Below are 22,354 nucleotides of genomic sequence, written 5' to 3'. Positions count from 1 at the left end.
CGGCGCCCTCCAGCTCCGCGATCCGGTGGTGCAGATCCGCCGACTCCGTCCGCTCCTCGGATTCGATCAGCGGATGCGGCGGGGGGAGGGCGGAGGTATGACTGAAGGGGAAAACACACCTGAACGGAGCGGCCACGTGGACGACTATCCGCTACTGAACGTCTTCCTCACGATGATGTATTTCTTCCTCTGGATGATGTGGTTCTTCCTGCTCTTCAAGGTGATCACTGACATCTTTCGGGACCACTCCCTGAGCGGGTGGGCGAAGACCCTGTGGCTGATCCTCGTCATCGTCCTGCCGTACGTGGGCGTGTTCATCTACCTCATCGTCCGGGGCCGCACCATGGGCAGCCGGGACGTCGAGGAGGCCGGCGAGCGGGAAGCGGCGTTTCGGAAGTACGTGCAGGAGGCGGCCGGCTCCGGCAGCAGCCACGTGGACGGCCTGGCACGCCTGGCAGACCTCAAGAACAAGGGCGACATCAGCGCGGAGGAGTACGACCAGGCCAAGGCGAAGCTTCTCGCCTGACCTAAGCCGGTCGGCCCCTTCGGAGTACGGGGGTACGCCGACGGGCAGAGAGGGACATGTCGTGGCCGACCGGTCAGCGCCGCCTGCCCGCAAGCACCCCAACAGCCCCGTGGGGTTGTTCCATCGCCCGCGCCGCACGCTCCGAAGTGACCTGGCGCAGGCTGTCTGCATGGGGGCGGGCCTGCTCGCCGGCCTCGCTGCTCCCTCGATTGAATATGGCCCGCTGACAGACTCAGGGCCCGTGATCAACCTCCTGTTCACCATCGGCTTCGGCGTGATCAGCCTGGTCAGCATCATCTTCTCGCTGTTGTTCCTGGTCGTGCAGTGGGCGTCCACCACTTTGAGCCCGCGTCTCGGACTCTTCCGCGACGACCCGCTGGTATGGCGGACCTTCGCCGTCGCCATCGGCGCCTTCATCTTCTGCGTCACCGCCGCACTGGCCGTCGGCACCCGCGACCGCGTCTCGGTGGCAGTACCGGTCCTGGCCATGGTGCTGGCCCTGGCGACCCTGGCGCTCATGCGATCCCTCCAGGTCAGGGCGTTCAGCTGGATCCAGCTCTCCTCCTCCCTGGAAGCCATCGCAAACCGGGGCCATCAGGTTTTCGACAGCCTCTACGCAAAGCCCCACGACAGCACGGCCCGCCAGAACTTTTCACCGGCCGGTCCGGGGCGCGTGGTGCGGTGGCCGCATGCCGGCACGCTGCTTCAGCAGATCGATGTCTCCCGACTGGTGGAGAAGGCCCACCAGCACGACAGTGTCGTCGTCCTCACCCAGCCACCGGGGCACCCCCTCGTCCGGCAACTGCCCGTGGCCCGCGTCCACGGCGGCGACTTGCCCGACGATGCGGTCCTGGCCGCGCTCCTCCCGGGCGCCGAGCGCTCCTTCGACCAGGACCCGGGACTGGCCCTGCGCCTGCTCGCCGACATCGCCTTGCGCGCTCTCTCACCAGCGGTCAATGACCCCGCCACCGCGGTCCAGGCCATCGACCACATCGAGGACACCCTGCTGCGCCTGGCAACCCAAGATCTCGACGTCGGACAGGTCCGCGACACGGAAGGCGTGGTCCGGGTGATCGTCCCCGTGCCCGACTGGAACGACTACCTACGCGCCGCCCTCGATGACGTGGTCGTCGCCGCTCGAAACTCACCCATGTGTCTGCTCCGACTACGAACCCTGCTCCAACGGGTGCTGGACGCCTGCCCGCACGAGCGCCGCGCCCTCCCGCAGGAGCGGCTCACCTGGGTCGAGGGCCAAGCCACCGAGCGGTTCCCCGTGGTGTGGCGCGCGGCCGTCGGCGGCGAATGGCGTGCCGATGGGGAGAACCGCGGCTAGGACTTGCTTTTCCGGACGATTACCGGTGGGTCCGGACCGTCGGGACCGCAGCGAGCGGCCGAAAACCGCGGTCGCGGGAGGGCCGAACGGGATGTCGCCGGTCACTCGGGTGCGGAGCGGACCCGGTAAGCGGCTACGCCTGCGCGCACGGTGGGAAACATGTGGACCTCGCCGAACTCGGCTGCGAGACCGGTGTCTTTGAGGACCCGGCGCAGCGAGGCCTTGGGCCGGGCCAGGGCGAGCACCACGTCTCGCTTGGCGAGTTCGCTCCGCAGTTCGCGCAGGGTGTCGATGGCGGTGGCGTCGATGTAGGTGACGGCTTCGGTGTTGACGATCACCCAGCACACCGGGACGTCGGCTCGTGCCTCCAAGGCCTTGATCCGCTCGGCGAAGAACGGCACGTTGGGGAAGTAGAGGCCGGCGTCGAAGCGGTAGACCAGCAGGCCGGGCAAGGTCTGGCCGCCTTCGTTCTCGTCGATGTCGCGGTAGCCGTCGATGTCCTCAAGGTGGCCCAGGACGGCGTCGTGCGGACGCACGGTGCGGTAGACGAAGACCCCGATCGACAGGGCGACGGCCACCAGCAGTACGTTGAGTACGCCTACGGCGAGCACGACGATCAGCGCTGCGACCGCCAGGGCTGCCTCCGCGTCGCGGATCCGACGCAGCCTCAAGATCGCGCCGAAGTCGAAGAGTCTGAGGGCTAGCTCGCGCGTCACCTCGTCGTGCGACCGCCCTTGTGGGTGGGAGCGCCCCCGGCACACATCGCCGCAATATCCGCGGGCGCCGTTGCGTGGATCTTGTCCGGCTATCTCATTCTCGGCTCCCGCACCGGGGCGCGCCATGCGGGGCGGGCACACGGCGGCCGCCGATGCGAGTGCCCAGCTCGAGACGGGCGCGCGATGCCCGTCCAGGTGTCGAGCCCTTGCCAGGTCTGGCGCTCCGGTGCCATCCGGGCGGAGCGGGCACGGCGCCTGGGGTGCGGGGGGCGAGATTTGCTCCTAGCGTCGGCTGTGGGCAGCGAGATATGTGGCTCCGCATCTGCCGGGTGGGTGTGCGGTCGTCCCTGTGATGCGGACGCCAGGTATGCCCGAGGCCCCCGTCAGCCCCGCAGCGCTTGATCAAGGAGGTGTGCGGTGGGAGACGCGATCGGGCAGATGCTGCCCTCCGCTGTTGGTATCGCGATCAGCCCCATGCCGATGATCGCAGTCATTTTGATGCTGGCCACCCCCAAGGGGCGCACCAACGGTCTCGCGTTCGCCGCGGGGTGGACGGTGTCGCTGGCAGTGGCAGCCACGGTGCTGGTGCTGCTGGGCACCGGAGCTGACGCCGCAGACGTTGACGGTGGCCCGGCTGCCTGGACCAGCTGGCTGAAGCTGGCTCTGGGCGTGCTGTTCATTCTCCTCGCGTTCAAGCAGTTCCGAGGCCGGCCCCGGGAGGGCCATCCCACCCCGATTCCGAAGTGGATGGCGGCGATCGACCGGTTCACGCCCGGCAAGGCCGTGGGTCTGGCCGCTCTCCTGGCGGTGGCCAACCCGAAGAACCTCGTCCTACTTCTCGGCGGCGCGGTCGCCATCGCCGGCAGCGGCGCCGACACGGGCGGGAAGACGGTCGCGGTGGTCGTGATGGTGCTCGTGGCCTCGCTCTGCACGGCCGTACCGGTCACCGTATTCCTGTTCGGCGGAGCGCGTACGGCAGGGATTCTCGGCGGTTGGAAGACATGGATGTCCGCGCACAGTGCAGCAATCATGGCTGTCCTGTTCGCCGTGTTGGGCTCCAAGTACGTCGGTGACGCGGTCTCCGGCCTCTCGGCCTGACTTCCGGGAACGTTGAACGGCGCACCCGGCTGAAATAGGCGCTGGGAGGACCGCCACGTGGCGGAACTCTGCTCCCACACTCGTCGGAACGATTTACGGCATGAATTCAACACCATGCCCGAGCTGCAGTGGGCCGGCGGATACCCCTTCGCCATCCTGCTGATGGCGGTGGTATTCGGCGTAGGAGCTTACGAGGCGTGACGAGGGCGGTCGGGTCGAGGCAAGAGCCTGCCGGGCCGCCCGGCCGCCGAGGTCGTCGCCTGCGGGCAACAGTAGCGAGCAAGGCAGGGACGCTCCGCTGTTCAGCCAGGTCGCCAGGTCGCCAGGAGCAGGTGTGGCGCGTTCCGGACGCCCCGGGAAGACCGATCCGGCGAGCAGCGCGCTCCCCTCTCCGGGAGCTGTCCAGGCCGAAGGTGTTGGATAGCAGCGCAAGTCGTGGCCGGCGGCCCCTGCCGCGCGGGCAAGGAGAGCCGCAGGGGTGGACAGCGGAGGGGTGAGCACCACGGCGAAGTCGAGGGGCGCGACATTGAGCCCCTCGACGCAGGCCGTGATCAAGTCATCGGGGTCCCGGACGGTGGTCGTGGCCCGCGTGCGCTTCACGGTGCATACCCATGCACAGCGCCCAGACGATGAAGATGTTGACGGCAACCAGCACCAGGGCCCACAAGGGGTAGTACGGCACCCACAGGAAGTTGGCGATCGCGCCCAGCCCGGCGACGGCAACACCGAAGAAGCGTGCCCATAGGGCTCCGCTGAACACGGCGCAGCCGGCAAAGACGAGGACGATGCCCAGAATGAGGTGTACCCAGCCCCAGCCGGCAAGGCTGAACTCGAACACGTAGTGGCGCGTCGCAATGAACAGGTCGTCCTTGGCGATGGCCGCGATCCCTTCGAAGAGCGCCATCACTCCACCGAAAATCATCAAGGCTGCCGCCAGGACGGTGGTGCCCGATGTGGGCGCGTGCCAGGGGCTCGGGGGTGCGTCGCTTGCGAGGGGCCTGCTGTCGTCACTGGCCATTGCGACCTCCATGGGTTGCAGAGTCGGCCTGGCATGCTGGGACCTGAATGTGATCCTCCGTTTCAGCGTGTCACGCCAGCCTTCCATCGGCATTCCGACTGACGACGCTCACGACGCCGGTCGCGTCCGTGAGACGCAGAAGCGCCGGTAGGACCCGCCGTCGAGACGTGTCCAGGGCGACGGGATGCCGAAGAACCGGCGAAGGCTTAGCGTGCACTGAAGTCCCGTCGCCGATCCGGAAGCGGAGGCGTTCATGTCGGAGCTCATGGTGATTGGGTACGACGATCCCGAGACGGCCCGGCGGGCCTACGCCACCGTGCAGGAGCTTCACCGACATCGCGTCATCAGCGTGAGCGGTCTGGCGGTGGTGTCGGTGGACACGCAGGGCGAGACGCACGTGGACACGCCGAGCCGTCTCATCGGCCCGTCGGCTGCGGCGGGGGCCGTGTGGGGCATGGTCTTCGGCGTGCTGTTTCTCCTGCCCGGCGTCGGGCTCGTGGCTGGTGCGGCGGTCGGTGGACTGCTGGGGAAGCTCGGTAAGTCCGGTGTCGATGACGCATTCCGCCGGCGCGTCCAGGATCTCCTCACGCCCGGGCACGCGGCCTTGGCGATCATGGGCCTGATGGTGTCGGAGGAAAGGTTCGCCGATGCCATGCGGCCGCACGGCGGCACGGTGTTGAAGACCTCGCTCCGCGCTGCGGAGGAGAGTGAGCTGGCCGAGCAGCTCGGGGGTTCTCAGCTGTAGGTGTGCGAGGCGACCCCTGGTGGTCACACCTCGAAGGCGCGGCCGGAGTCGGGCGGGGACCCGTCGGGCGCGGTGCCGCTCGGCCTGCGGCGACCCCAGTCGGTCCACCCCGGTCGCGGCGGTCGAGGACGGCATCGAGCATGAGGTGATGGCTGCGTGGGCTCGTCAGCGTGAAAGGAAGCCTTATGACCGTGTCCGGGAAGCGTTCACCGGTTGGGCGGGGCGTGACGGCTCTCGCCTTGACGCTGGTCACCGTGGTTTCAGGGGTGGCCGCGCTGGCCTCGTGCAGTACGGGTGAGGGGGATCAGGCCAACAGGACGTTCAGCCCCCGGCCGACGCCACCCGATACCGCTTCCTTCTCCGGTATGCCGCCTTCCCTGATGAGTTCGGCCGCGGCGTCCGCACTCGCGTCGGCGTCGGCTGCGGCCTCGTCCGCGTCTGCCGCCGCTTCTGCTTTCGAGGCTTCGGTGTCGGCTGAAACACTGCGGGCGAACGAGGCTGCTGCCGCAGTGCTGGAAAAGGTGTCGGGTGGCGGCAATGCGGGGGCCGATGTCTCGCTGCGCGGCAAGCCCAGGGCGGAGACCGGGGGACTTCTGGCGGTCATCGTCAGCATCACCAACCGTACGGACAAGAAGGCGTCGTACGCCGTCCAAGTGGACTTCAGGGATGGCGCCGGCAAGGTCGTGGAGAGCAGGATCGTCGGAGCGGAGGGCCTTGAGCCTGGCGAGCTGGCCCAGCCTCTCGCCATCAGCCGCAAGCCCGCCGACTTGAACCTGACACCGCGGATCGAAAAGGCCCAGCGGTACTGATCGCGCGCCCTCGCGAGGCAGTGCCGACGTGCGCGCCGACCGGTCGGCGCATGCCATGCGACCAGGGCGGAATGCGCCCTCTGAGAGGGAGTTGGACATGCCGTTCATCGAGGTCAAGCACATCGCGAGCTGCAGCGCTGAGCAGAAGCGTGCGCTCGTTCGAGAGCTCACTTCCGCGTACGTCAGGGCCATCGGTACGGACGAGGGAAAGGTCTGGGTGACTCTGCAGGAGTTCGAAGCCCAGGACTGGTCGACTGGTGGTGAGCTGGTCAGTGATCGCGATGGTGCGTCTGGCTGAGCGCCTCAGGTCGGCGTGCCGCCGGCGGGGGTGTGCCGAGCCATCGGGCGGCGGCCGGGCACCTGGGCGGCGAGGTAGCCGGACGCGATTCCTCCGCTCAGGACTGATGCCGAGGAATCCGTAGGCGTTGCGCAGGTCTTCGTCGCTGGAGTCGAAGACCTGCGTGAGTTCCTCCAGGGAGGCGCCGCGCAGCCCGAGTACGGCACGGACGGAGTCGATCAGTTGCTCGCGGATCGACTGCGGTGAGAACGCGGCGACGACGAAGAGCACCGGCACCGCGGTCATGAAGACTTCGGCGCCGAGGCGGTTGGCGGAGTCGACGACACGGGCGTCCACCATCTGCCGGGAGAAGGCGTGCAAGAGACGGGTGTGGCGCCGCATCGCGTGGGAGCCGGTCCGGATGGCGGCTCGTGTGCGGTGGAGGGCGGCATGTCTCAGGTGTCCCCCAGCCGCCGCCTCTCGGGGGTTCGGCGGGCATTCGCTCACGCCCCCCGCAGTCAGTCCGTCAGCCGGCTGAGCCAGCGCAGCGCGGTGAAGCTGGGCATGAAGAAGTAGTCGCCACCACGCGTGACGACGAATGTCGGAAGCTCTGGGAGCCGGCGCCGGATGGGTCGCTCCGGGATGGTGAACACCCCTTCGCCCTGGTTCGCGCCGCACAGCGGGTCCTTTTCCTCACCGTGGCCGATGAAGATCCCGCTGTTCACCCACTCCTCCTGGACGAACTCGAACTGCCTCCGCAGCGACGCGCCGACACACGCGAAGATCATTCCCCGGTCGACGGCGTCGTCCTCCACCACTCCCTCAGGCAGCGGCGGTCCGTAGACGACCTCCCGGCGCAGCAGCCGGTGCCGACGCGGGTTGCCCACGACGTCGGCGTCACGGGGGTTCATCCGCCGCACGTGGGAGCCGACCGGGCACTTGAGGCCTCGTTCGTCCCCATCGGCTTTGAACGCGAAGTCATTGTTGCGGCTGGGGTCTGCCCCCAGGTCCGGGTCGTCCTGGTCGGGGGCGAGGGTGAGGGGTGCACCGCTGCGCCACCTGCCCATGATCTTCGCAGCGACCAACTCCTCGTCACCGGGGGCTGCGGCCTGTTCGCGTACGTACTGGCGGAAGGCGGCAACGCGCTGGTGGAGCTTGCGGATGACGAGATAGCTGCCGTTATGGCCGAGAGCCGCCGGCTGGGGCATGGGAGGGATCCGGCCGCTCTCGTCGGGGTAGCCGAGAATGAACTCCCCCGCCTTGAGGGGTTCTTCCCGCGGGTTGGAGCCCGGGATGCCGCTGCCTTCGACAGCGGGGTGGCTGACATTGTCCTTGAAGCCGAAGGGCTCGCGCCCGTCGGATGACCGGCAGTCCAGGCGGTAGAGGACCGTAATACCGCCGCGGGACAGCATGGCCTCGGCTCGCTCCAGCTGCGCGTCCAGCCGCTCCTGATCGGGAGCCATCGAGGTCAGGACCATGTGGACGTCCGGCGAGCCCAGCGGCGCCTCCCAATGGGTCGGCGCGCTCTCGCCGACGTCGTGGAGCCGATCGGCCTGAGCTGCCATGCCCGCCCTGAACTCGGGGGCGAAGCTCTCCAGGGATGCCTGGGGCGCGCCCAGTGCCTGCATGCCCTTGTAGGTGAGGGCAACGCTCAGCCATGCGTCGGCTTCGGGGCTTGCGGGTTCCTCGGCCGTGCGGAGGGAGGGGATCAGCTGGGCGAGCAGTTCACGTCCGGACTCGGCGTTGTCGATGCGCAGGAGCGTGAATACGCCGACGTAGGGGCACGGGAGTGGGTGCAGGACCCCGCCTTGGATGTCCTCGAGTTGCAGTGAAGTCATCACGGGCGGCCCGTCCTTGCGGCGGCGGGAGTGGGAGCCGGATTGGGCGGGGCCAGATACGGGAAGTCGTTGGTCGCAGGTACGGTCGCCTGGTCGACGCCGTCACTGATGCGAGGCCCGTTGCCGGCGCTGATGAACAGGGTGTAGTAGGAGTCGAGGAAGTCGTCGTTGAGGGCCCGGCCGCCGCAGTTGCCGTGCGGGCGGTCGGCGAGCATGTCCTGCTCGATGCCGAACCAGGTGTCCTCGGCGAACGGCTTGGTCACGTCCACGACGAGGAAGTCCTCGAGCAGCAGGTCGACGAGCGGGTGGTTGCCCTTATCGTCCGGCGGCCAGTCGGTCTTGCCGTCCAGGCCGTCGTAGAAGCTCAGGTTGGCACCCAGCCGGCTTCGGTAGGCATCCAAGTAGTCGTCCCTGAGATGGAATGCGTCTTCCTGGTTGTAGAGCTCGCGCAGATCGATGGTCCGGTTGAGCGGGTCGTATCCGGGCCACTGCATGCCGATGTTCTTGATCTCTGGGCGGCCTACGCGTTCCAGGCGGACCGGTCGCTTGCCGGCGGCCAGTGTCTCGCCGACGACCGCGACCAGGGAGCGGTCCGGGAGCCAGCGGGCGCAGTCGACCTCCACGACGATGCCGAGCACGTTGGCACCGTCCATCGTGTTCGTGGTGACCTTCCCGAATGCCGGTTTTCCGGTGGTGACGGTCTCCATGATCGATTCGAGCTGGAAGATGAACGGGTCCGAAACGAGACCGGCGAACATCCGTAGTCCGTCACCGTCACCGTCGCTGCCAGAGCGGTCGTGGACGATCGCGCGCGCCTCGTGATGGGTGGGTGTCGTGCAGGTGCCCACCTGCGCGGGGCGACCACCGCCCGTCGGCGCGGAAGGCTCCTGGAAGGTGCATTCCAGGACCAGCTCGGTGTCATCGGCGCCGACGTCGAACCGCGCCTTCGCTCCCGTCGCAGCGACCGAGACGGGACGGAGCCGGAATCTGCACACCACATCGTCGGCGAAGAACGCGGTGTCGTCGGCTCGGGGGAACACGGTCATCACCAGCGTCAGATGGCCCGAGCGCCCTGGGCTGGGAAAGGCGTAGAGGTCGCAGATGTCGGAGGCCGGATCCTCCAGCGCACGCGGCGACGACAGGTGATCGGACATGGATTCTCTAGCCCGCCGCGTGGTCGAGCAGGGCCTGGAACTGCGGAGTGCCCAGCAGCTCCTGAAAAGCAGGGTCGCGCACGGCCCGCTGGAACTCCGGGCTGTCCAAGAGGGCCTCGAAGTCGTTCTTCAACGCCAGCGCCTGCTGGATCTCCGGCACGGTGCCGTCGTAGAAGCGCATGTACTCGACTGCGGTCTCCTGGTGGTCGATCAGGTAGTCCAGGATGCCGGGATCGCGCATGCCGCCTGCGGGGAAACCCTCGATGTGCTGGAAGATCATGTCGAAGGCCGGGGCGTTGTGTTCGGCGAACGCCTCGATGTAGGGATCCCACTCACCGTCGTAGTTCGTGCAGAACAGCATGCGGGTGTCGTTGTCGAACAGGACCCACCGCCGGTCGTGCAGGGTGCCGATGAGCGTCCCGGCGTGCGCCTTCTGCTCGATCGGCCACTGGTCCAGCTTCTCCAGCGTCTCTCTGATCTGCTTCTCGTGGCCCTCCTTGACCTTCCAGAAGGTCGTCAGCTCGCCCGTGGAGCCCTGCTTCTTTCCAGGCCGCGTCCGCTGCGGCTGCGCCGCAGTCCTGTCCTCCGCCATGTTCCGATCCCTTCGTGAGTTCGCGCGCGCTTCTCGCGGGCTGACTGAGTTTCTGCCGATATCCCCTGCACGGCCTCAGCCGGTGTCGCCGTTCCCCGGCAGTGGCTGCGTACGCGTCCAGGCGTCGCGTTGACGCTGGCGCACCAGGTCTTCCGACTCCTGCGGATGCACATTGCGGTAGCGCCCGGAGTCGGCGGTGACCATGTGCACCATGGCTTTGACCAGGTCGGCAGGGTCGTGCTGTGTAGCGAACCGTTCGTCGAGTCGGGCCATGTCCTGCGGCCGGGTGAAGTGGCGCGCCGGGTCGTACCAGCGGTCGCGGCTGCGCACCATCTCGTCGTTGAAACCGGTCCCATAGGGCCCCGGGTTCAGGGTCGCCACCTGCACACCATGAGGGGCGAGCTCGTTGCTCATCGACTCCGCGATGCCCTCCAGCGCGTGCTTGGAGGCGGCGTACGCACCCAGGTACGACCCGGCGGTCAGCCCGGCGATCGACGACACGAAGATCACCCGGCCGCGGCCCCGCTCCACCATCCGGCGTACAACGCCCTGGGTCAGCGACAGGGTGCCGAAGACGTTGACCTCGAAGACCCGCCGCACCAGATCGAGCGGAATCTCGGAGATCGGGCCGCCCTCACCGATCGCCGCGTTGTTGACCAGCACGTCGATGTCCCAGCCCGCGGCCGCCTGCCGGTCTGCCTCTGACAACAAGTCGAGCTTCTCCACGCGCAGATCCCCGCCGCGTGCGGCCGCGGCACTCTTCAGCTCGGGGATCTGCTCGGCATGGTGCACGGCGGCGATGACCGACTGTCCGTTCGCCATGAGTTCCAGTGCGGCGTCGCGGCCGAAGCCTGATCCCGCGCCGGTAATGAGAACGGTCTTCGCCATGCCTCAGCTCCGAGTCATGTCCGGGCCCGCGGCGGAAATCGCGGGCCGAGGTCAAGCAGGGGTGCCCACACGCGGCAACCGGGTCCATCAATGCCGCAACCGGTACAGATCGAAACAAGTCGCGACAAACCTCACCCTGGGCAGAATGGCCATGGCGTCACATACCGGCGCACCCATCGTTACGGAGGCGCCGATGCCACACGTCCTGTCGCTGCCGAGCAGCACGCGCATGACCGCCGCCGGCATCACCGCGGCGCGTGAGCTCGGCATTCAGGTCTCCATCGCGGTCGTCGACGCCGGCGCACACCTCATCCACTTCATCAGGATGGACGACGCGATGCTCGGCTCCATCGACTTGGCTCGGCAGAAGGCCAGAGCCTCCCTGCTCTTCCGCCGACCCAGCGCCGAGCTGGGTGAGATCACTCGGCCGGGCGGGCGCGCGTACGGGCTGCAGTGGAGCAACCAGGGGTTGGTCTGTGTCGGCGGCGGGCTTCCCGTTGCCGACGAGTCCGGCACCACCGTCGGCGCGATCGGAGTCTCCGGCGGCAGCATCGAGGAGGACGTCATCGTCGCCGAAGCGTGCCTGAACTCCCTCGCGGACAGAGCGGGCGACGAACCGGCGCCGGAGCCACGACGGTGAGGGTGCTGGTCGTGGGAGGCGGCGCGGCGGGCGTCTCAGCGGCGATGCAGGCGCGTGAGCTGGGCGTAGATGTCGTTCTGCTGGAAGCAGCCGAGGTAGGCGGCACCAGCCTCAACCACGGACCCGCCCCGGTCCGCACCTTGGCCCGCGCAGCCCGTCTGGCCAGGGACTGGAACTCATGGGCCGACTTCGGCCTCGAAGGCAGCCGGCCCGTGCCCAACCTGCCGGCAGTCCTCGCCAACAGCGCCCGCGTCTCCCGCTACGCCCGCGACCGCAAACACATGAGTGCCCGGCTTCGCCACTTCGGCATCGAGCTGACCGAGAATCTCGGTCCGGTGCAATTCCTCGACTCCACCACCATGGCGGCCGGGGACGGCCGTACCTGGACTGCCGACCGGATCATCCTGGCCGTCGGAGGCCATGCGGCAAGCCTTCCCGTCCCCGGCGGAGAGCTGGCTCTGACCTACAGCGACCTTCCCACCCTCACCGCCTTGCCCGGCACGGCGGCCGTCATCGGCGGAGCCGACACCGGCTGCCAGATCGCTTCGATCCTGGCCGACCTCGGCTCACGGGTCAGCCTGTTCGAAGCGGGCCCCCACCTGCTCCCCCACGCCGACACCAGTGTCTCCACGGGCATGCGCGACGCCTTCCGCAGCCGAGGCATCGAGGTCTTCGCCGCCACCCCGGTCCAGTCCCTGGAAGGCGCCGGGGGCCGCGTACGGCTGCGCCACCAGGACACCGAGACGCCGTTCGACGCGGTGTTCGCCGCCATCGGATGGCCGGCCGACATTCAGCATCTCGGCCTGCCGCGAGCTGGTGTCACGGCGGAGCCGCACGCCATTCCGGTCGACGCCCACCTGCGGACCAACGTCGAGCACATCTACGCGGTGGGAGACGCCAACGGCCGCTCCAAACTCGTCCAGACCGCCAGGCTGGAAGGCCGCGTGGCGGCAAAGAACGCCGTCAACGGACCCACCGCCGTCGCCACGTACACGGTCGTACCCACGGGCAGCTTCACCGACCCCGAGTACGGCCAGGTCGGCCTCACCGAAGCACAAGCGGTCGACCGGCACCGTGCTGTCACCGCCACCGCGCTGTACGAGAACCTGCTGCGGCCCGTCACAGACGGACGCCCCGAGGGCTTCTGCAAGCTCATCGCCGACGCTGACCGCCACACCATCCTTGGAGCCCATGTCCTCGGTGAGTACTCGGCCGAAATCGTGCAGGTCGTCGCCACCGCCATGGCATCCGGCATGAAAGTCGAACAGCTCGCCGATCTTCAGTTCTCCTTCCCCACCTTCACCGAGGCAGTGGCCATGGCAGCCCAGAAGATCTGCCGCGACATCGGGATCGGCTCCTTCCCAGCCGTCTGGAGCGACCTGGAATCCGAGGGGTAGCGTCACCGTGATGGGCGAGAGCAGGTGGCAAAGACGTCTCCATGCGGGCGCAGGCGGCGCTGCTGGTGTATCCAAGGCCCGAGGAGGGCCAGCGGGCAGGATGTGCACGTGAGCCGCCCGGCAGGACGACGCCCGTGAACGACTCGACCCTGTGCCTCCTCGTGCTGGCCGCGGTCATCGCGCTGTTCGTCTGGAACCGGCTGCCGGTAGAGATCGTCGCGCTCGGCTCCGCCCTGCTCGTGTACGCAGTCGGCTTGATCTCCGTCGACGAGGTCTTCGCGGGCTTCGGAGACCCCGTGGTCGTATACGTCGCCTCGCTGTTCGTCGTCGGCGCGGCCCTCCAGGCAAGCGGCCTCACCGCGTGGGCAGAGCAGGAGCTTGCTGCCCGCGCGGGAACCGGCGAGAGACGCCTGCTCGCAGTGACCATGCTCCTGGCCTCGGCGATCGCCGCCCTCATCTCCGTGACCGGAGCGGTGGCCGCACTTCTGCCCAGTGTCGTCATGGTGGCCGTCCGGCTCGGACTGCCACCGTCCAAGCTCGCCATGCCGCTCGCGTACGCCAGCCACGCCGGGTCCCTTGTCGTCCTCACCGGCAACCCGATCAACGTCCTCGTTTCCGAAGGCGCCGAGGACTCGGGAGGCCGCCCGTTCAGGTTCTTCGAGTTCGCAGCGGTGGGCATCCCCTTGGTCGCGGGAACCGTCACCATCGCGGTGGTCTTCGGCAGTCGGCTGCTACCTCGACGCACGCCGAGCACGATGCCCGCAGACCTCAGCCGCCACGCCAGAACCCTGATCGGCCACTACGGCCTGGAAGAGGACGCGATCGGCCTTCAGGTACCACCCCTCTCGCCCCTCATCGGAACGCCGGCAGATCACTTGCCCGCTCTCGTCACCCCTGGCGTGTCCGTCGTCGGAGTGCTCTCCGCCGAGGCGGACGAACTTCTCGGCGACGCCCCCGTGCGCCACGCCGACACCATCCTCGTCCGCGGCGAGCACGAACTCGTGAAACGGTTCGCCGACCGATACCGCCTGCTGCCCCTGCCCGGACTGGTAGACCACCGGCTGAGCCGCGCCCTGATCAACCAGGAACGCGGAATGACCGAAATCGTCATCAGTCCCCGATCCGGGCTGGCCGGAGAGACCGTCTTCCCTGGCATGACATCAGCCGACGGAGAGCTCGTCGTCCTCGCGGTCCAGCGCCGGGGCCACGACATCGGCCCGGGGCCCGGTGTGCTCGCCGCCGGTGACACTTTGCTGCTCCACGGTCCCTGGCACGCCCTGAGCCGTACGACACGACGAACGGCCGACCTCCTCGTGGTCGACGCCCCCTCCGCCCTCAGGCGCCACGTACTGCCACTCGGTCCACGCGCCTGGCGAGCGCTGTCCGTCCTCCTGGCCATGGTGGTCCTCCTGGCAACAGGTGTGGTTCCGGCAGCCGTGGCGGTGCTGTTGGCCGCGATCGCCTTCGTCCTCCTGAAGGTACTGAGCACGACAACCGCCTACGACAGCGTCTCCTGGACCACCGTGATCATCGTGGGCGGCATGTTTCCGCTGTCCATCGCCGTCAAGGAGTCCGGGGCCGCCGACGACATCGCCGGCTTCGTGGTGTCAGCAGCGGGAGGTAACGGCTACCTGCTGCTCCTCGGCGTGTTCCTGCTCACCGCCGCGCTCGGCCAGTTCATCAGCAACATGGCCACGGCCATGATCATCATCCCGGTGGCCGTCTCCGCGGCCCAGAACATCGGCGTCTCCGTGCAACCCGTGCTCATGACCGTGGCGGTCGCCGCAGCGGCCTCGCTGCTGACGCCCGTCGCCACCCCCGCCAACCTCATGGTCATGGCCCCGGGAGGCTACAGATTCGGTGACTACTGGAAGCTCGGGCTGCCCGTCATGGCCTGGTTCCTCGCGGTGACCCTGCTGATTGTTCCGGTCGTGTGGCCGCTTTAGCCGCCACAGCGCGGTCGTCGGGCTTGAGTAGCGCTCCGCCTCCACTCGGCTGATCCTGGAACCGGCAAGAGAGCAGACGCCCTTGGCCGGCAACCTGCTGTGAGCTCGCCAAGGCTTCACGCCTGCGTCTGCGGTGACCACACAGCATCCCGACGCTATTTGCCCACCTCTTGTCACGGCAAACGGGGCCCCGAGCCGCAATCGCACGTGAGGTCGTGGGGCGCCCGGCCGTAGTCGAAGCGCGGGCGGCACTCCAGGATGAAGCGCACGGTCCCGCCCGCGTACCACCCGGATGATGCGCACTACTTGGTGTCGGTCGGTGGGCGTGTGCGGCTCGCGGACGGGCATGAAGTCGATGACCTCGCCCACGCCGTCGGGGGTGAGGAAACGGGTGATGAGGACTGCGGTGTCGGCCAGGTAGAGCTGGCGGGTGATGGCGTCGGCGCTGTCCGGCGGTTCGGGTCTGCAGGTCCCCGATCAGACCGTGCTCGGGGATCGGCGGGTAGGGGCGCATCGGCCCTCCGCATGGGGCCGCCGCTGCCCGGCCGGGCAGCGGCGGCCCGTCTGCGAGCCCTGTAAACAGTCCGCGTTCGAGCCTCAACGGTCGTGTCAGGGAGGCGCTGGGGCGAAGGGGTACAGCTCGTCAGCGCCGGGCTGGACGATGCCGTAGCTGCTTTCCGGTACTTCGTTCCAGGCGCCGGGCAGATCACCGAGAGGTTCGGACACGATGAGGCGGGTCTCTTCGGAAATGTCCCGCAGGAACGCGACATCGGGGTGCAGTCTGCGCAGTGCGTCCACCCTGCTGCTGTAGAAGAGCGACCGGGAATCGTGCGCGCTGGAGTAGCGGAAGGCCCAGACGCGTTCGCCGTCGGTGATGGCGAGCGTCATCTGGAGCGGCAACTCCACGCCGTGGTCGCGGCCGGCGCGCTCCACCACTCCCGCCATCCGCGCCACGGCGGCGGGCGGGTCCTGGTCCAGGCCGAAAGTGAGGGCCAGGTAGAACATCACCTCGGAGTCCGTGGTCCCCTCGATGTCGGCGTACAGCGCGGGGTCGACGAGCAGGGTGAGGTCACGGCGCATGAGGTGGAATCCGGAAATGGCGCCGTTGTGCATGAACATCCAACGGCCTTGCCGGAACGGGTGGCAATTCGACTGCTGCACCGCCGTCCCGGTCGACGCCCGGATGTGGGCGAAGAACAGCGATGAGCGGACATGGTCCGCCATCTCCCGCAGGTTGCGGTTGTTCCAGGCGGGACCCACGTCCCTGAGAAGCGCCGGAGAGTCGTTGTCCTCCGTGTACCAACCGATGCCGAAGCCATCCCCGTTCGTCGTCTCCACACCGAGCTTGGAGTGCAGGCTCTGGTCGATCAGGGAGTGGGCCGGTTTGTACAGGATGGTGTCGAGCAGCATGGGCGTCCCCGAGTAGGCGAGCCATCGGCACATGTGCGATCACCTCACCTGGGTCCTTGCAGCACGGCGGGAAGGGAATGCGCTTCCCGAGCGCCACCGGAATGGCGCCGCTCAATGAGCTCGCGCGTCATCTCTTTGCCGGAGCCGCCCTTGTGAGTTCGAGCGCCCCTGCATGTCATGGACTGCCGCGTTTTGCGGGCAACGTCGCTTGGATCTCGTCCGGCTCTCTCATTTTCGGTTCCTTCTGCGGGCAGCGCCACGCGGGCGGGAGCAGAGCGGCCGCCGACCGCTACGCGCCACATTGCCGCGCCGGGCTGGATGCGCAGGCACACCCCGCTGCTGGGCCGGCTCCTCGAGCAGCTCGCGACCGTACGAGTTCTGGACTGTGCGACCAGGCTGGCCGCCCGGGCCTTCCTCGGTGCGCTGCCGGCTGTCCTCGTCGCCGCCGCCGTCGCACCCGACTGGCTCCAGGACGAGCTGGTCTCCTCCATCCGCGCGACACTGGGGCTTCAGGACGCCGCACTGGACGAGGTGCGCGCCGTCTACTCCGCCACCGACCCCACGACCGTGGCCGGCACCAGTGGGGTGGGGATCCTGTTGTCGGCGACCGCCGCAGCGCGAGTCTGTCTTGTGCCCCGGGCAGCGTACGACGACGGCCCCGAGCAACAGCAGACTCGCCGAGCTCCTCCAGCCCGACTTGCCACCTGCTCCCGCCCCACCGCCACTCCCCTGAGCAACCTTTCGTGAGCATCATTGGACGGCCCCCCACCTGCGGTGTCCCTCTTGGCGAGACAGTGTCCGCTGGGGGAATCTGGGGGGAATGAGGCCTCGTTGGGGGGCGGCTGGGGGGAATCAGCTGAACACGTAGGCAGCAGGGTGAAAGACCAGGAAAGGCCAAGCGCTGCAGGTCAGACCACCTGCGTAGGCAGTTTCCGCAGGTCAGCGGCGTGTGGGTGACGACTTCAAAAAGATCTCCTCATGGGCTGCCATTTCCAGCGGCGGTGCTCGTTGAAGTCGTGGGCGGTCAGGTAGCCAATGACGCAACCGTTCGCCTGCAGCAGGTACGCCCGCACATTCTGCGGGGTCGCCTCAGGCTCGCCAAGGTGGGACCACGAGGGGAAGTCGTAGTGGTTCTCCCTCTGCGGCATCCGCGCAACCTTGTATGCCAGTTTCCTCCACGCGATAGGTGACTGCGTCGTCACGACGGCCAGGTCACTCCACCATTCGAGGTTCTTGGGCGCTCGGATACCGAACGCCCACGCCACATGGTGGGCGTTGTGCGCCTTCCCGTCGTCCGAGAGGTCTTTCAGGCTCATGCCGCAGGGACAGGCGTTGCCGGTCGGCGTCTCCGCAGGGCGGAACTGCACGGGTGTCGCGCCGTAACTGAGGTCCTGGTCTCTGCCGCCCACCCAGGGCCGGAAGGGGGCATCATCCGACTCGACATACCCGGTCCACCGGTCCACCCACCCAGGATACTGCGCGGGGAACATCTCCCGGATCTGCTTCTGAGCGGACGGCAGCGTCGGGCGGACCCACACACTTCCAGCAGTCGCCCGGCCGTTGAGGCGCACTCCGTACTTCTTGGCCTTGCCCCGTAGAAACCTCAGGAACGCGTGGGGCGGCGCGTCAAAGTCGATGCCTCGGATCAGCTCCCGCTCGCCGGGAGCGAGCCAGTCATCGACCGGGAGCGCCAGTCGGTCGGCGAGCGCGTGGAGCTCGCCGTAGTCGTGGTCGATCTCGGCTAAGCGCAGCGCTTCGACCGCAGCCTCGACGTGCGGGAACTGGACATGCAAGGTGACCCAGCGCGGGCCGCCCACGAACCAGAACTCGCCCGGGTAGCCGTCGCACCGGATGCGCTCGATACAGGCGCTGCGTGCCCGTTCGACCGCCTCCTCGTAGGCGGCGGGCAGTTCAGAGTCGTACCCCCGCGAGGTCAAGGCGTCCACGTACCCATCGCGATCGAGCTCGATCTTGGCATACCAGCGGAAGGCCCGAACGCCGATCCTCCGGGAGCTCGGGTCGCGTCGATCAGGGTCGAGGTAGGTAGTTCGCTCGGTCATCCGCTCTGCTCCGCAGCTCTAGCCGGATCGGTCAGCACCGATCATTCCGGCCGCCGCAGGCCTCGGGAAGAGCGCTATCGGACGAGGGCCGGGCTCATATCCCTGGTTCTGGGCGGCCGCCGTCGGCCCTGGATCTCAGATGGACTGTGAGACCGCCCCACGTAGCCAGGCCCGTGGTTCGTCAAGCTTCAGTGAGGCCGGTCAAGGTCCGCTGAGAGGAGACCAGGCTCTCAGGAACGTACTCGGGCACCGTGCCGAGCAGTGCGTCGATGGCCACGCTGCCCTTGCCGCCGGCCTCCGGCGTGAAGTGGGCGTAGTGGTCGAGGGTGATGGTCGGACTTGAGTGACCGAGCCACCGGGCCAGCGTGACGATGGACTCGCCCGCTTCGAGAAACCGAGGCGTAAGTGTGCCGGAGCACGTGGAAGCCGTCCTTCCACGAAGCCTTCCACCGCGCACCCTTCTCCCGTACGGGAATGACTCCGGCCGCGGCGAGGGCCGGCTTCCAGGCCTCGTCGTTGAAGATGTTGGCGCGGATGGCGTTGCCGTACGTCGTCGTGAGGACGAGCGGGGAGCTCTGCTTCTCCCGGTCGGGCTCCGGTCCGCCCCAGGGGAGCTCGACGTCGACCGCCGGATGGTCGAGGAAGTACGCGGCCAGTTCCGTGGCCGCCGACCGGGGCATGTCGACTGGCCGTCTTCCCGGGGGAGCCCTTGGGGTCGGCGCCCCCTCACCGTCCACGGGCGCCAGGAGGTCGGCGACAGGGCGCCGCTACGGCCCCGACCGGACGAACCGCGAACCGTCGGGCGCTAGAGCGGGCGCCACCCGGAAGTTCGGAGGAAGCGTCATGAGGAAATCCCGACGAGCCGCAAATGGCATAATCCCGGCAAACGTGACACAAGATGTCATCGGTGAGTTGATCGAGGCTTACGCGATCTGCTCAGGCTGTGAGAGCCTCACTTTCGGCTTGAAGATCACGAGTGAGCTCGTCAGGGCAGAACCGTGCCCTGACGGGTGCGGCGGGAGCATCACGTGGGTGGGAAATCACCGGAGACTGATCTGAGCGCCCAAGGGACGACAAAAGGGGCTAAGCAAGTGCCCGAGGCACACAGGCTGTCCAGGTCGCAGCCAGACCGCGCCAAATGGACATACGGAAAGATCCTTGATGCGGCCGGCCTTGTATTCGAGCGGGATGGATATCAAAGAAGGACCTCGCGGTAGCGATCCTCGAATCGACCCTTCAGGTCGACGGGCTTATCCCGCAGGAAATCAAGCTTCAAGAGTTGGTCGACACCGGATTGATCCCGAGTCACAGGATCCCTAGGGACCCGAAAATCATGGCTGCATTGCGCCTGTCGCCGACCCATGAGGCGCGAGATGTGTACGGAACTCCCTGGCCTGAATGGATCAAATTCAACACCGCCCAGCTGAACGAAGCCCAACGACGAGGCGAGGTGCGACGATATACGAGAATCTCATGACCGTAATCGCACATCCGCGGATTCTCAAGCAGATCGGCCACCCAGCCACTCGAGGCCGGGATCCCTATCAGGCCTTCCTCGACCAGGGTCCTGAGGGCCTGCGACCCTTCCCCGAAGCGCGTGTGAACCCAGGACGTTTTGCGCCGTCTGTTCACAAAAGCGACAATCCTTCGAACTCTCAAATGTGCGGTGTGGCGCAGATCGGTGTGGGGAAACTCTCCTTTTGCGTGGACGTTCAACGGTGAGGGTAGGCAGCACTGGCTGTCACTGTTCGATCTTGCAAGAAAGAGTTATTTTGAATACTTCCACGGCTACTGTCGGCGTCGACCGGCGGGCGTTAACGGCTCTTTTTTCTCGGCTGCGAACAGAGGCGGGACAGTCGGATCCGCTGCCCGCCTATCGGCAACTCGCGGAAATGGGAGAGCTTATCCCGGCGCCATGGGGCGGATACATTGTCACGTCCTACGCTCTCTGTGACCAGATCCTTCGAGACAAGGCTTGGAGCGTTCCCGACGCCGATTGGCGGACAAACAAATCGGCTCGATGGAATTCACCCGCCTCGCAGCAGATGGCCGCGTCTCTGCCGATGCTCAACCCGCCCCAGCACACGAGGGAACGGCGGTCTCTGGGGAGCCTCTTCCCCCACAGCTCGCTCGAAGTCCTTCGTCCGTCCGTGGAGCGGGCCGTCGACCGGCTGCTCACCGACTTCACCGACCAACTGCGCCATGGGTCAGCCGATTTCCACACACTCGTCAGCGAAGAACTGCCCATCATCACCATCGGCGAGTGGATGGGGATACCTGCCACCGACTACGGACTCCTGCGCACCCTGACGCATGACCAGGTTTTCGCGCAGGAGCTCTTCCCCACGCCGAGCCAGCTGGCCCTCTCCGATAGCGCTACCAGGCAACTGCGAACCTACTTCGCCGAGTTGATCCGTGCGCGCCGTAAGGAACCAGGGAACGACCCGGTTTCGGAGTGGCTTCGGACCTGGGATGCGCTCGAACCTGACCGGCACCGCGCAGACGAAGCCGTTCACGCTCTCGCGCTCTTCATGATTCTCGCGGCGCTGGAGACAACCTCGCATGTCCTGTCCACGTCGGTGCGCCTGCTCCTCGAAGACCCCGAGCATCTGGAATCACTGCGCCGTGACCCCGAACTCGTCCCGGGCGCCGTCGATGAAGTACTGCGCTACGACGCCCCTATCCACATGATCAGCCGTGTGGCCCAGACGGGTACCCAGCTCGGAGACACCCTGGTGCCGGCCGGCCAAATGGTGCAGCTCATGGTGGGGGCCGCCCATCACGATCCCGCACGCTACCCCGACCCCTATCGTTTCAGCCTCCGTCGCGGAGCGTCCCACCTGGCCTTCGGAGCAGGAATCCACTACTGCGCGGGCAACGCCCTGGCGCGGCTGGAAGCTGTCACCCTGCTCACCTCGCTCCTCAGTCGCTCGATACGGCCGCGCCTGAGCGGGCCCCCGCGATGGGCGCCCCGCGTGGCCTTCCGACGGATTACGTCCCTGCAACTCACCCTCACCTGACCACCGACTCGAGAAACGAGACACAGCCCCACATGTTCACGGACTTCAAGGCCCTCCAGGTGACCGACGAAGGGCCCATCCTCAGGGTGCAGCTCAACCGCCCCGAGACAGGCAACAGCGTCGACGGCCAGATGCTCAGCGAACTGCTGCAGGTCCTGCGCGCCTTGGAGGACGACACCACCGTCCGCGTGATGGTGCTGTCCGGTGCGGGAGACCATTTCTGCCAGGGAGGTGACCGCGCGGAGTTCCCCGCACTGCTGGAGAGAGACCCATCCGGCTCCGAGCTGAGGTCCCTCGCCGAAAAGGCCCAGCGGGTGTGCTCGACGCTCTCGCAACTGAGACTTGTCACCATCGCCCGCCTCCACGGCGATGTCATAGGCGCCGGCCTCGGCCTCGCGGTCTTCTGCGATCTGCGCGTCGGAGCAGACACCTGCCGATTCCGGATGCCGGAGGTTGGCCTCGGAGTCCCGCCCGCCTGGGGCGGTGTCCTTCCCCGTCTCGCGGAAGAGGCGGGGCAGGCCTGGGTTCGCCGACTCCTGCTCACGGCCGAGCGGTTCGACGCCGCCAGGGCGGAGCAACTGTCCATCCTGCATGAGGTGGTGCCTGCAGGTGATCTCGACGCTGCAGTCGCGCGCTGGGCGAAGCCGATCATTCGCCGTGACCCGACTACCGTGCGGATCACGAAGAGCATGCTGAACGCGCGCGCAGGCGCAACTCAGCTTGCCGTCGCCTCGCACTTCGACGACGAGTTGCTGACGGCTGCTGTCGCCAGGCGGGCGTTGCATCGGCGGTGACTTCAGCCAGGTGCAACGCCCGCCTGCGAGCGACTGGGGTGGCTGCCCGAACCCCTTCGCCATCCTGTTGTGAACGCTGCGGTGTGCTGGGCC

The 22,354-nt window shown here is 67.5% G+C and carries 21 protein-coding genes and 2 pseudogenes; 13 read left to right on the top strand and 10 right to left on the bottom strand.

Features of this window, described 5'->3' with window-relative positions; genetic code table 11:
* The first annotated feature begins 136 nt into the window (after positions 1 to 136).
* Both OG247_RS34125 and OG247_RS34120 read left to right on the top strand, forming a co-directional pair.
* Entirely contained in the window at positions 137 to 526 is a 390-nt protein-coding gene (locus OG247_RS34125; RefSeq protein WP_327255815.1) for an SHOCT domain-containing protein, read from the top strand.
* A gap of 241 nt (positions 527 to 767) precedes the next feature.
* Positions 768 to 1,859 carry a DUF2254 family protein gene (locus tag OG247_RS34120; RefSeq protein WP_327255814.1) on the top strand — a complete coding sequence of 364 codons (1,092 nt, stop codon included), beginning with the start codon at positions 768 to 770 and terminating at the stop codon, positions 1,857 to 1,859.
* Positions 1,860 to 1,960: 101 nt separating this feature from the next.
* Here the strand turns inward: OG247_RS34120 and OG247_RS34115 are convergent, their stop codons facing one another.
* Positions 1,961 to 2,575 (bottom strand): STAS domain-containing protein, encoded by a 615-nt coding sequence (locus OG247_RS34115; protein WP_327255813.1) that lies wholly within the window; start codon positions 2,573 to 2,575, stop codon positions 1,961 to 1,963.
* A 417-nt stretch (positions 2,576 to 2,992) separates the two neighbouring features.
* On the opposite strand from OG247_RS34115, the gene OG247_RS34110 reads away from it, so the two are divergent.
* Together OG247_RS34110 and OG247_RS34105 are read left to right on the top strand one after the other, a co-directional pair.
* Positions 2,993 to 3,673, top strand: coding sequence for a GAP family protein (locus OG247_RS34110; protein ID WP_327255812.1), 681 nt, complete (start codon positions 2,993 to 2,995; stop codon positions 3,671 to 3,673).
* Between the two features lie 70 nt (positions 3,674 to 3,743).
* Positions 3,744 to 3,874, top strand: a pseudogene (locus OG247_RS34105) (CorA family divalent cation transporter); the annotation flags it as partial.
* A 355-nt stretch (positions 3,875 to 4,229) separates the two neighbouring features.
* Here the strand turns inward: OG247_RS34105 and OG247_RS34100 are convergent.
* Positions 4,230 to 4,691 carry a DUF7144 family membrane protein gene (locus OG247_RS34100; protein ID WP_442813490.1) on the bottom strand — a complete coding sequence of 154 codons (462 nt, stop codon included), beginning with the start codon at positions 4,689 to 4,691 and terminating at the stop codon, positions 4,230 to 4,232.
* Between the two features lie 253 nt (positions 4,692 to 4,944).
* On the opposite strand from OG247_RS34100, the gene OG247_RS34095 reads away from it, so the two are divergent.
* The 3 genes from OG247_RS34095 (at position 4,945) to OG247_RS34085 (ending at position 6,543) form a co-directional block, all read left to right on the top strand.
* Complete coding sequence (locus tag OG247_RS34095) at positions 4,945 to 5,436, top strand: DUF1269 domain-containing protein (RefSeq protein ID WP_327255811.1); 492 nt, start codon at positions 4,945 to 4,947, stop codon at positions 5,434 to 5,436.
* A 185-nt stretch (positions 5,437 to 5,621) separates the two neighbouring features.
* Complete coding sequence (locus OG247_RS34090) at positions 5,622 to 6,245, top strand: hypothetical protein (protein ID WP_327255810.1); 624 nt, start codon at positions 5,622 to 5,624, stop codon at positions 6,243 to 6,245.
* A 55-nt stretch (positions 6,246 to 6,300) separates the two neighbouring features.
* Positions 6,301 to 6,543, top strand: coding sequence for a tautomerase family protein (locus tag OG247_RS34085; protein WP_442813679.1), 243 nt, complete (start codon positions 6,301 to 6,303; stop codon positions 6,541 to 6,543).
* 497 nt (positions 6,544 to 7,040) lie between these two features.
* Here the strand turns inward: OG247_RS34085 and OG247_RS34080 are convergent, their stop codons facing one another.
* The 4 genes from OG247_RS34080 to OG247_RS34065 form a co-directional block, all read right to left on the bottom strand.
* Positions 7,041 to 8,360: a Dyp-type peroxidase gene (locus OG247_RS34080; RefSeq protein WP_327255808.1), complete on the bottom strand. Its 1,320-nt coding sequence runs from the start codon at positions 8,358 to 8,360 to the stop codon at positions 7,041 to 7,043.
* A complete protein-coding gene (locus tag OG247_RS34075; RefSeq protein ID WP_327255807.1) occupies positions 8,360 to 9,514 on the bottom strand; it encodes a DUF4331 family protein in 1,155 nt (384 codons plus the stop codon). Before OG247_RS34075 ends, OG247_RS34080 begins: the two co-directional genes overlap by 1 nt.
* A 7-nt stretch (positions 9,515 to 9,521) precedes the next feature.
* The gene (locus OG247_RS34070) at positions 9,522 to 10,106 is read right to left on the bottom strand and encodes a hypothetical protein (RefSeq protein ID WP_327255806.1); all 585 of its coding nucleotides are present in this window, start codon (positions 10,104 to 10,106) and stop codon (positions 9,522 to 9,524) included.
* A 75-nt stretch (positions 10,107 to 10,181) separates the two neighbouring features.
* On the bottom strand, positions 10,182 to 10,994 hold the full coding sequence (locus OG247_RS34065; protein ID WP_327255805.1) for an SDR family oxidoreductase: 813 nt from the start codon (positions 10,992 to 10,994) through the stop codon (positions 10,182 to 10,184).
* Positions 10,995 to 11,187: 193 nt separating this feature from the next.
* Here OG247_RS34065 and OG247_RS34060 point away from each other — a divergent pair, with 193 nt between their 5' ends.
* The 3 genes from OG247_RS34060 to OG247_RS34050 all read left to right on the top strand — a co-directional run bounded on the left by OG247_RS34060 (position 11,188) and on the right by OG247_RS34050 (position 14,977).
* Positions 11,188 to 11,634 carry a GlcG/HbpS family heme-binding protein gene (locus OG247_RS34060; RefSeq protein ID WP_327255804.1) on the top strand — a complete coding sequence of 149 codons (447 nt, stop codon included), beginning with the start codon at positions 11,188 to 11,190 and terminating at the stop codon, positions 11,632 to 11,634.
* A 2-nt stretch (positions 11,635 to 11,636) separates the two neighbouring features.
* Entirely contained in the window at positions 11,637 to 13,031 is a 1,395-nt protein-coding gene (locus OG247_RS34055; RefSeq protein WP_327255803.1) for a dihydrolipoyl dehydrogenase family protein, read from the top strand.
* 134 nt (positions 13,032 to 13,165) lie between these two features.
* On the top strand, positions 13,166 to 14,977 hold the full coding sequence (locus tag OG247_RS34050; protein ID WP_327255802.1) for an SLC13 family permease: 1,812 nt from the start codon (positions 13,166 to 13,168) through the stop codon (positions 14,975 to 14,977).
* Positions 14,978 to 15,177: 200 nt separating this feature from the next.
* Here the strand turns inward: OG247_RS34050 and OG247_RS34045 are convergent.
* Positions 15,178 to 15,491 (bottom strand): annotated as a pseudogene (locus OG247_RS34045) (glycoside hydrolase family 15 protein); the annotation flags it as partial.
* 95 nt (positions 15,492 to 15,586) lie between these two features.
* The gene (locus tag OG247_RS34040; RefSeq protein WP_327255801.1) at positions 15,587 to 16,420 is read right to left on the bottom strand and encodes a class II glutamine amidotransferase; all 834 of its coding nucleotides are present in this window, start codon (positions 16,418 to 16,420) and stop codon (positions 15,587 to 15,589) included.
* Positions 16,421 to 16,705: 285 nt separating this feature from the next.
* Here OG247_RS34040 and OG247_RS34035 point away from each other — a divergent pair, with 285 nt between their 5' ends.
* On the top strand, positions 16,706 to 17,134 hold the full coding sequence (locus OG247_RS34035; RefSeq protein WP_327255800.1) for a hypothetical protein: 429 nt from the start codon (positions 16,706 to 16,708) through the stop codon (positions 17,132 to 17,134).
* Between the two features lie 215 nt (positions 17,135 to 17,349).
* On the opposite strand, the gene OG247_RS34030 is transcribed toward OG247_RS34035, so the two are convergent.
* The gene (locus tag OG247_RS34030; RefSeq protein ID WP_327255799.1) at positions 17,350 to 18,447 is read right to left on the bottom strand and encodes a hypothetical protein; all 1,098 of its coding nucleotides are present in this window, start codon (positions 18,445 to 18,447) and stop codon (positions 17,350 to 17,352) included.
* A 181-nt stretch (positions 18,448 to 18,628) separates the two neighbouring features.
* The gene (locus OG247_RS34025) at positions 18,629 to 18,904 is read right to left on the bottom strand and encodes a hypothetical protein (protein ID WP_327255798.1); all 276 of its coding nucleotides are present in this window, start codon (positions 18,902 to 18,904) and stop codon (positions 18,629 to 18,631) included.
* A 1,693-nt stretch (positions 18,905 to 20,597) separates the two neighbouring features.
* On the opposite strand from OG247_RS34025, the gene OG247_RS34020 reads away from it, so the two are divergent.
* Positions 20,598 to 21,467 (top strand): cytochrome P450, encoded by an 870-nt coding sequence (locus OG247_RS34020; protein WP_327255797.1) that lies wholly within the window; start codon positions 20,598 to 20,600, stop codon positions 21,465 to 21,467.
* A 32-nt stretch (positions 21,468 to 21,499) separates the two neighbouring features.
* On the top strand, positions 21,500 to 22,261 hold the full coding sequence (locus tag OG247_RS34015; RefSeq protein ID WP_327255796.1) for an enoyl-CoA hydratase/isomerase family protein: 762 nt from the start codon (positions 21,500 to 21,502) through the stop codon (positions 22,259 to 22,261).
* Positions 22,262 to 22,354 lie beyond the last annotated feature (93 nt).

Source organism: Streptomyces sp. NBC_01244, assembly GCF_035987325.1.
Classification (GTDB): domain Bacteria; phylum Actinomycetota; class Actinomycetes; order Streptomycetales; family Streptomycetaceae; genus Streptomyces.
This window is presented reverse-complemented; position numbering and strand designations above follow the sequence as displayed.

Coding starts and splice junctions, on each gene's coding strand:
- OG247_RS34040 (WP_327255801.1), bottom strand. CDS start 16,420: ATGTGCCGATGGCTCGCCTACTCGGGGACGCCCATGCTGCTCGACACC.
- OG247_RS34030 (WP_327255799.1), bottom strand. CDS start 18,447: ATGACCGAGCGAACTACCTACCTCGACCCTGATCGACGCGACCCGAGC.
- OG247_RS34090 (WP_327255810.1), top strand. CDS start 5,622: ATGACCGTGTCCGGGAAGCGTTCACCGGTTGGGCGGGGCGTGACGGCT.
- OG247_RS34100 (WP_442813490.1), bottom strand. CDS start 4,691: ATGGCCAGTGACGACAGCAGGCCCCTCGCAAGCGACGCACCCCCGAGC.
- OG247_RS34075 (WP_327255807.1), bottom strand. CDS start 9,514: ATGTCCGATCACCTGTCGTCGCCGCGTGCGCTGGAGGATCCGGCCTCC.
- OG247_RS34095 (WP_327255811.1), top strand. CDS start 4,945: ATGTCGGAGCTCATGGTGATTGGGTACGACGATCCCGAGACGGCCCGG.
- OG247_RS34060 (WP_327255804.1), top strand. CDS start 11,188: ATGCCACACGTCCTGTCGCTGCCGAGCAGCACGCGCATGACCGCCGCC.
- OG247_RS34035 (WP_327255800.1), top strand. CDS start 16,706: ATGCGCAGGCACACCCCGCTGCTGGGCCGGCTCCTCGAGCAGCTCGCG.
- OG247_RS34065 (WP_327255805.1), bottom strand. CDS start 10,994: ATGGCGAAGACCGTTCTCATTACCGGCGCGGGATCAGGCTTCGGCCGC.
- OG247_RS34085 (WP_442813679.1), top strand. CDS start 6,301: ATGCGACCAGGGCGGAATGCGCCCTCTGAGAGGGAGTTGGACATGCCG.
- OG247_RS34015 (WP_327255796.1), top strand. CDS start 21,500: ATGTTCACGGACTTCAAGGCCCTCCAGGTGACCGACGAAGGGCCCATC.
- OG247_RS34070 (WP_327255806.1), bottom strand. CDS start 10,106: ATGGCGGAGGACAGGACTGCGGCGCAGCCGCAGCGGACGCGGCCTGGA.
- OG247_RS34080 (WP_327255808.1), bottom strand. CDS start 8,360: ATGACTTCACTGCAACTCGAGGACATCCAAGGCGGGGTCCTGCACCCA.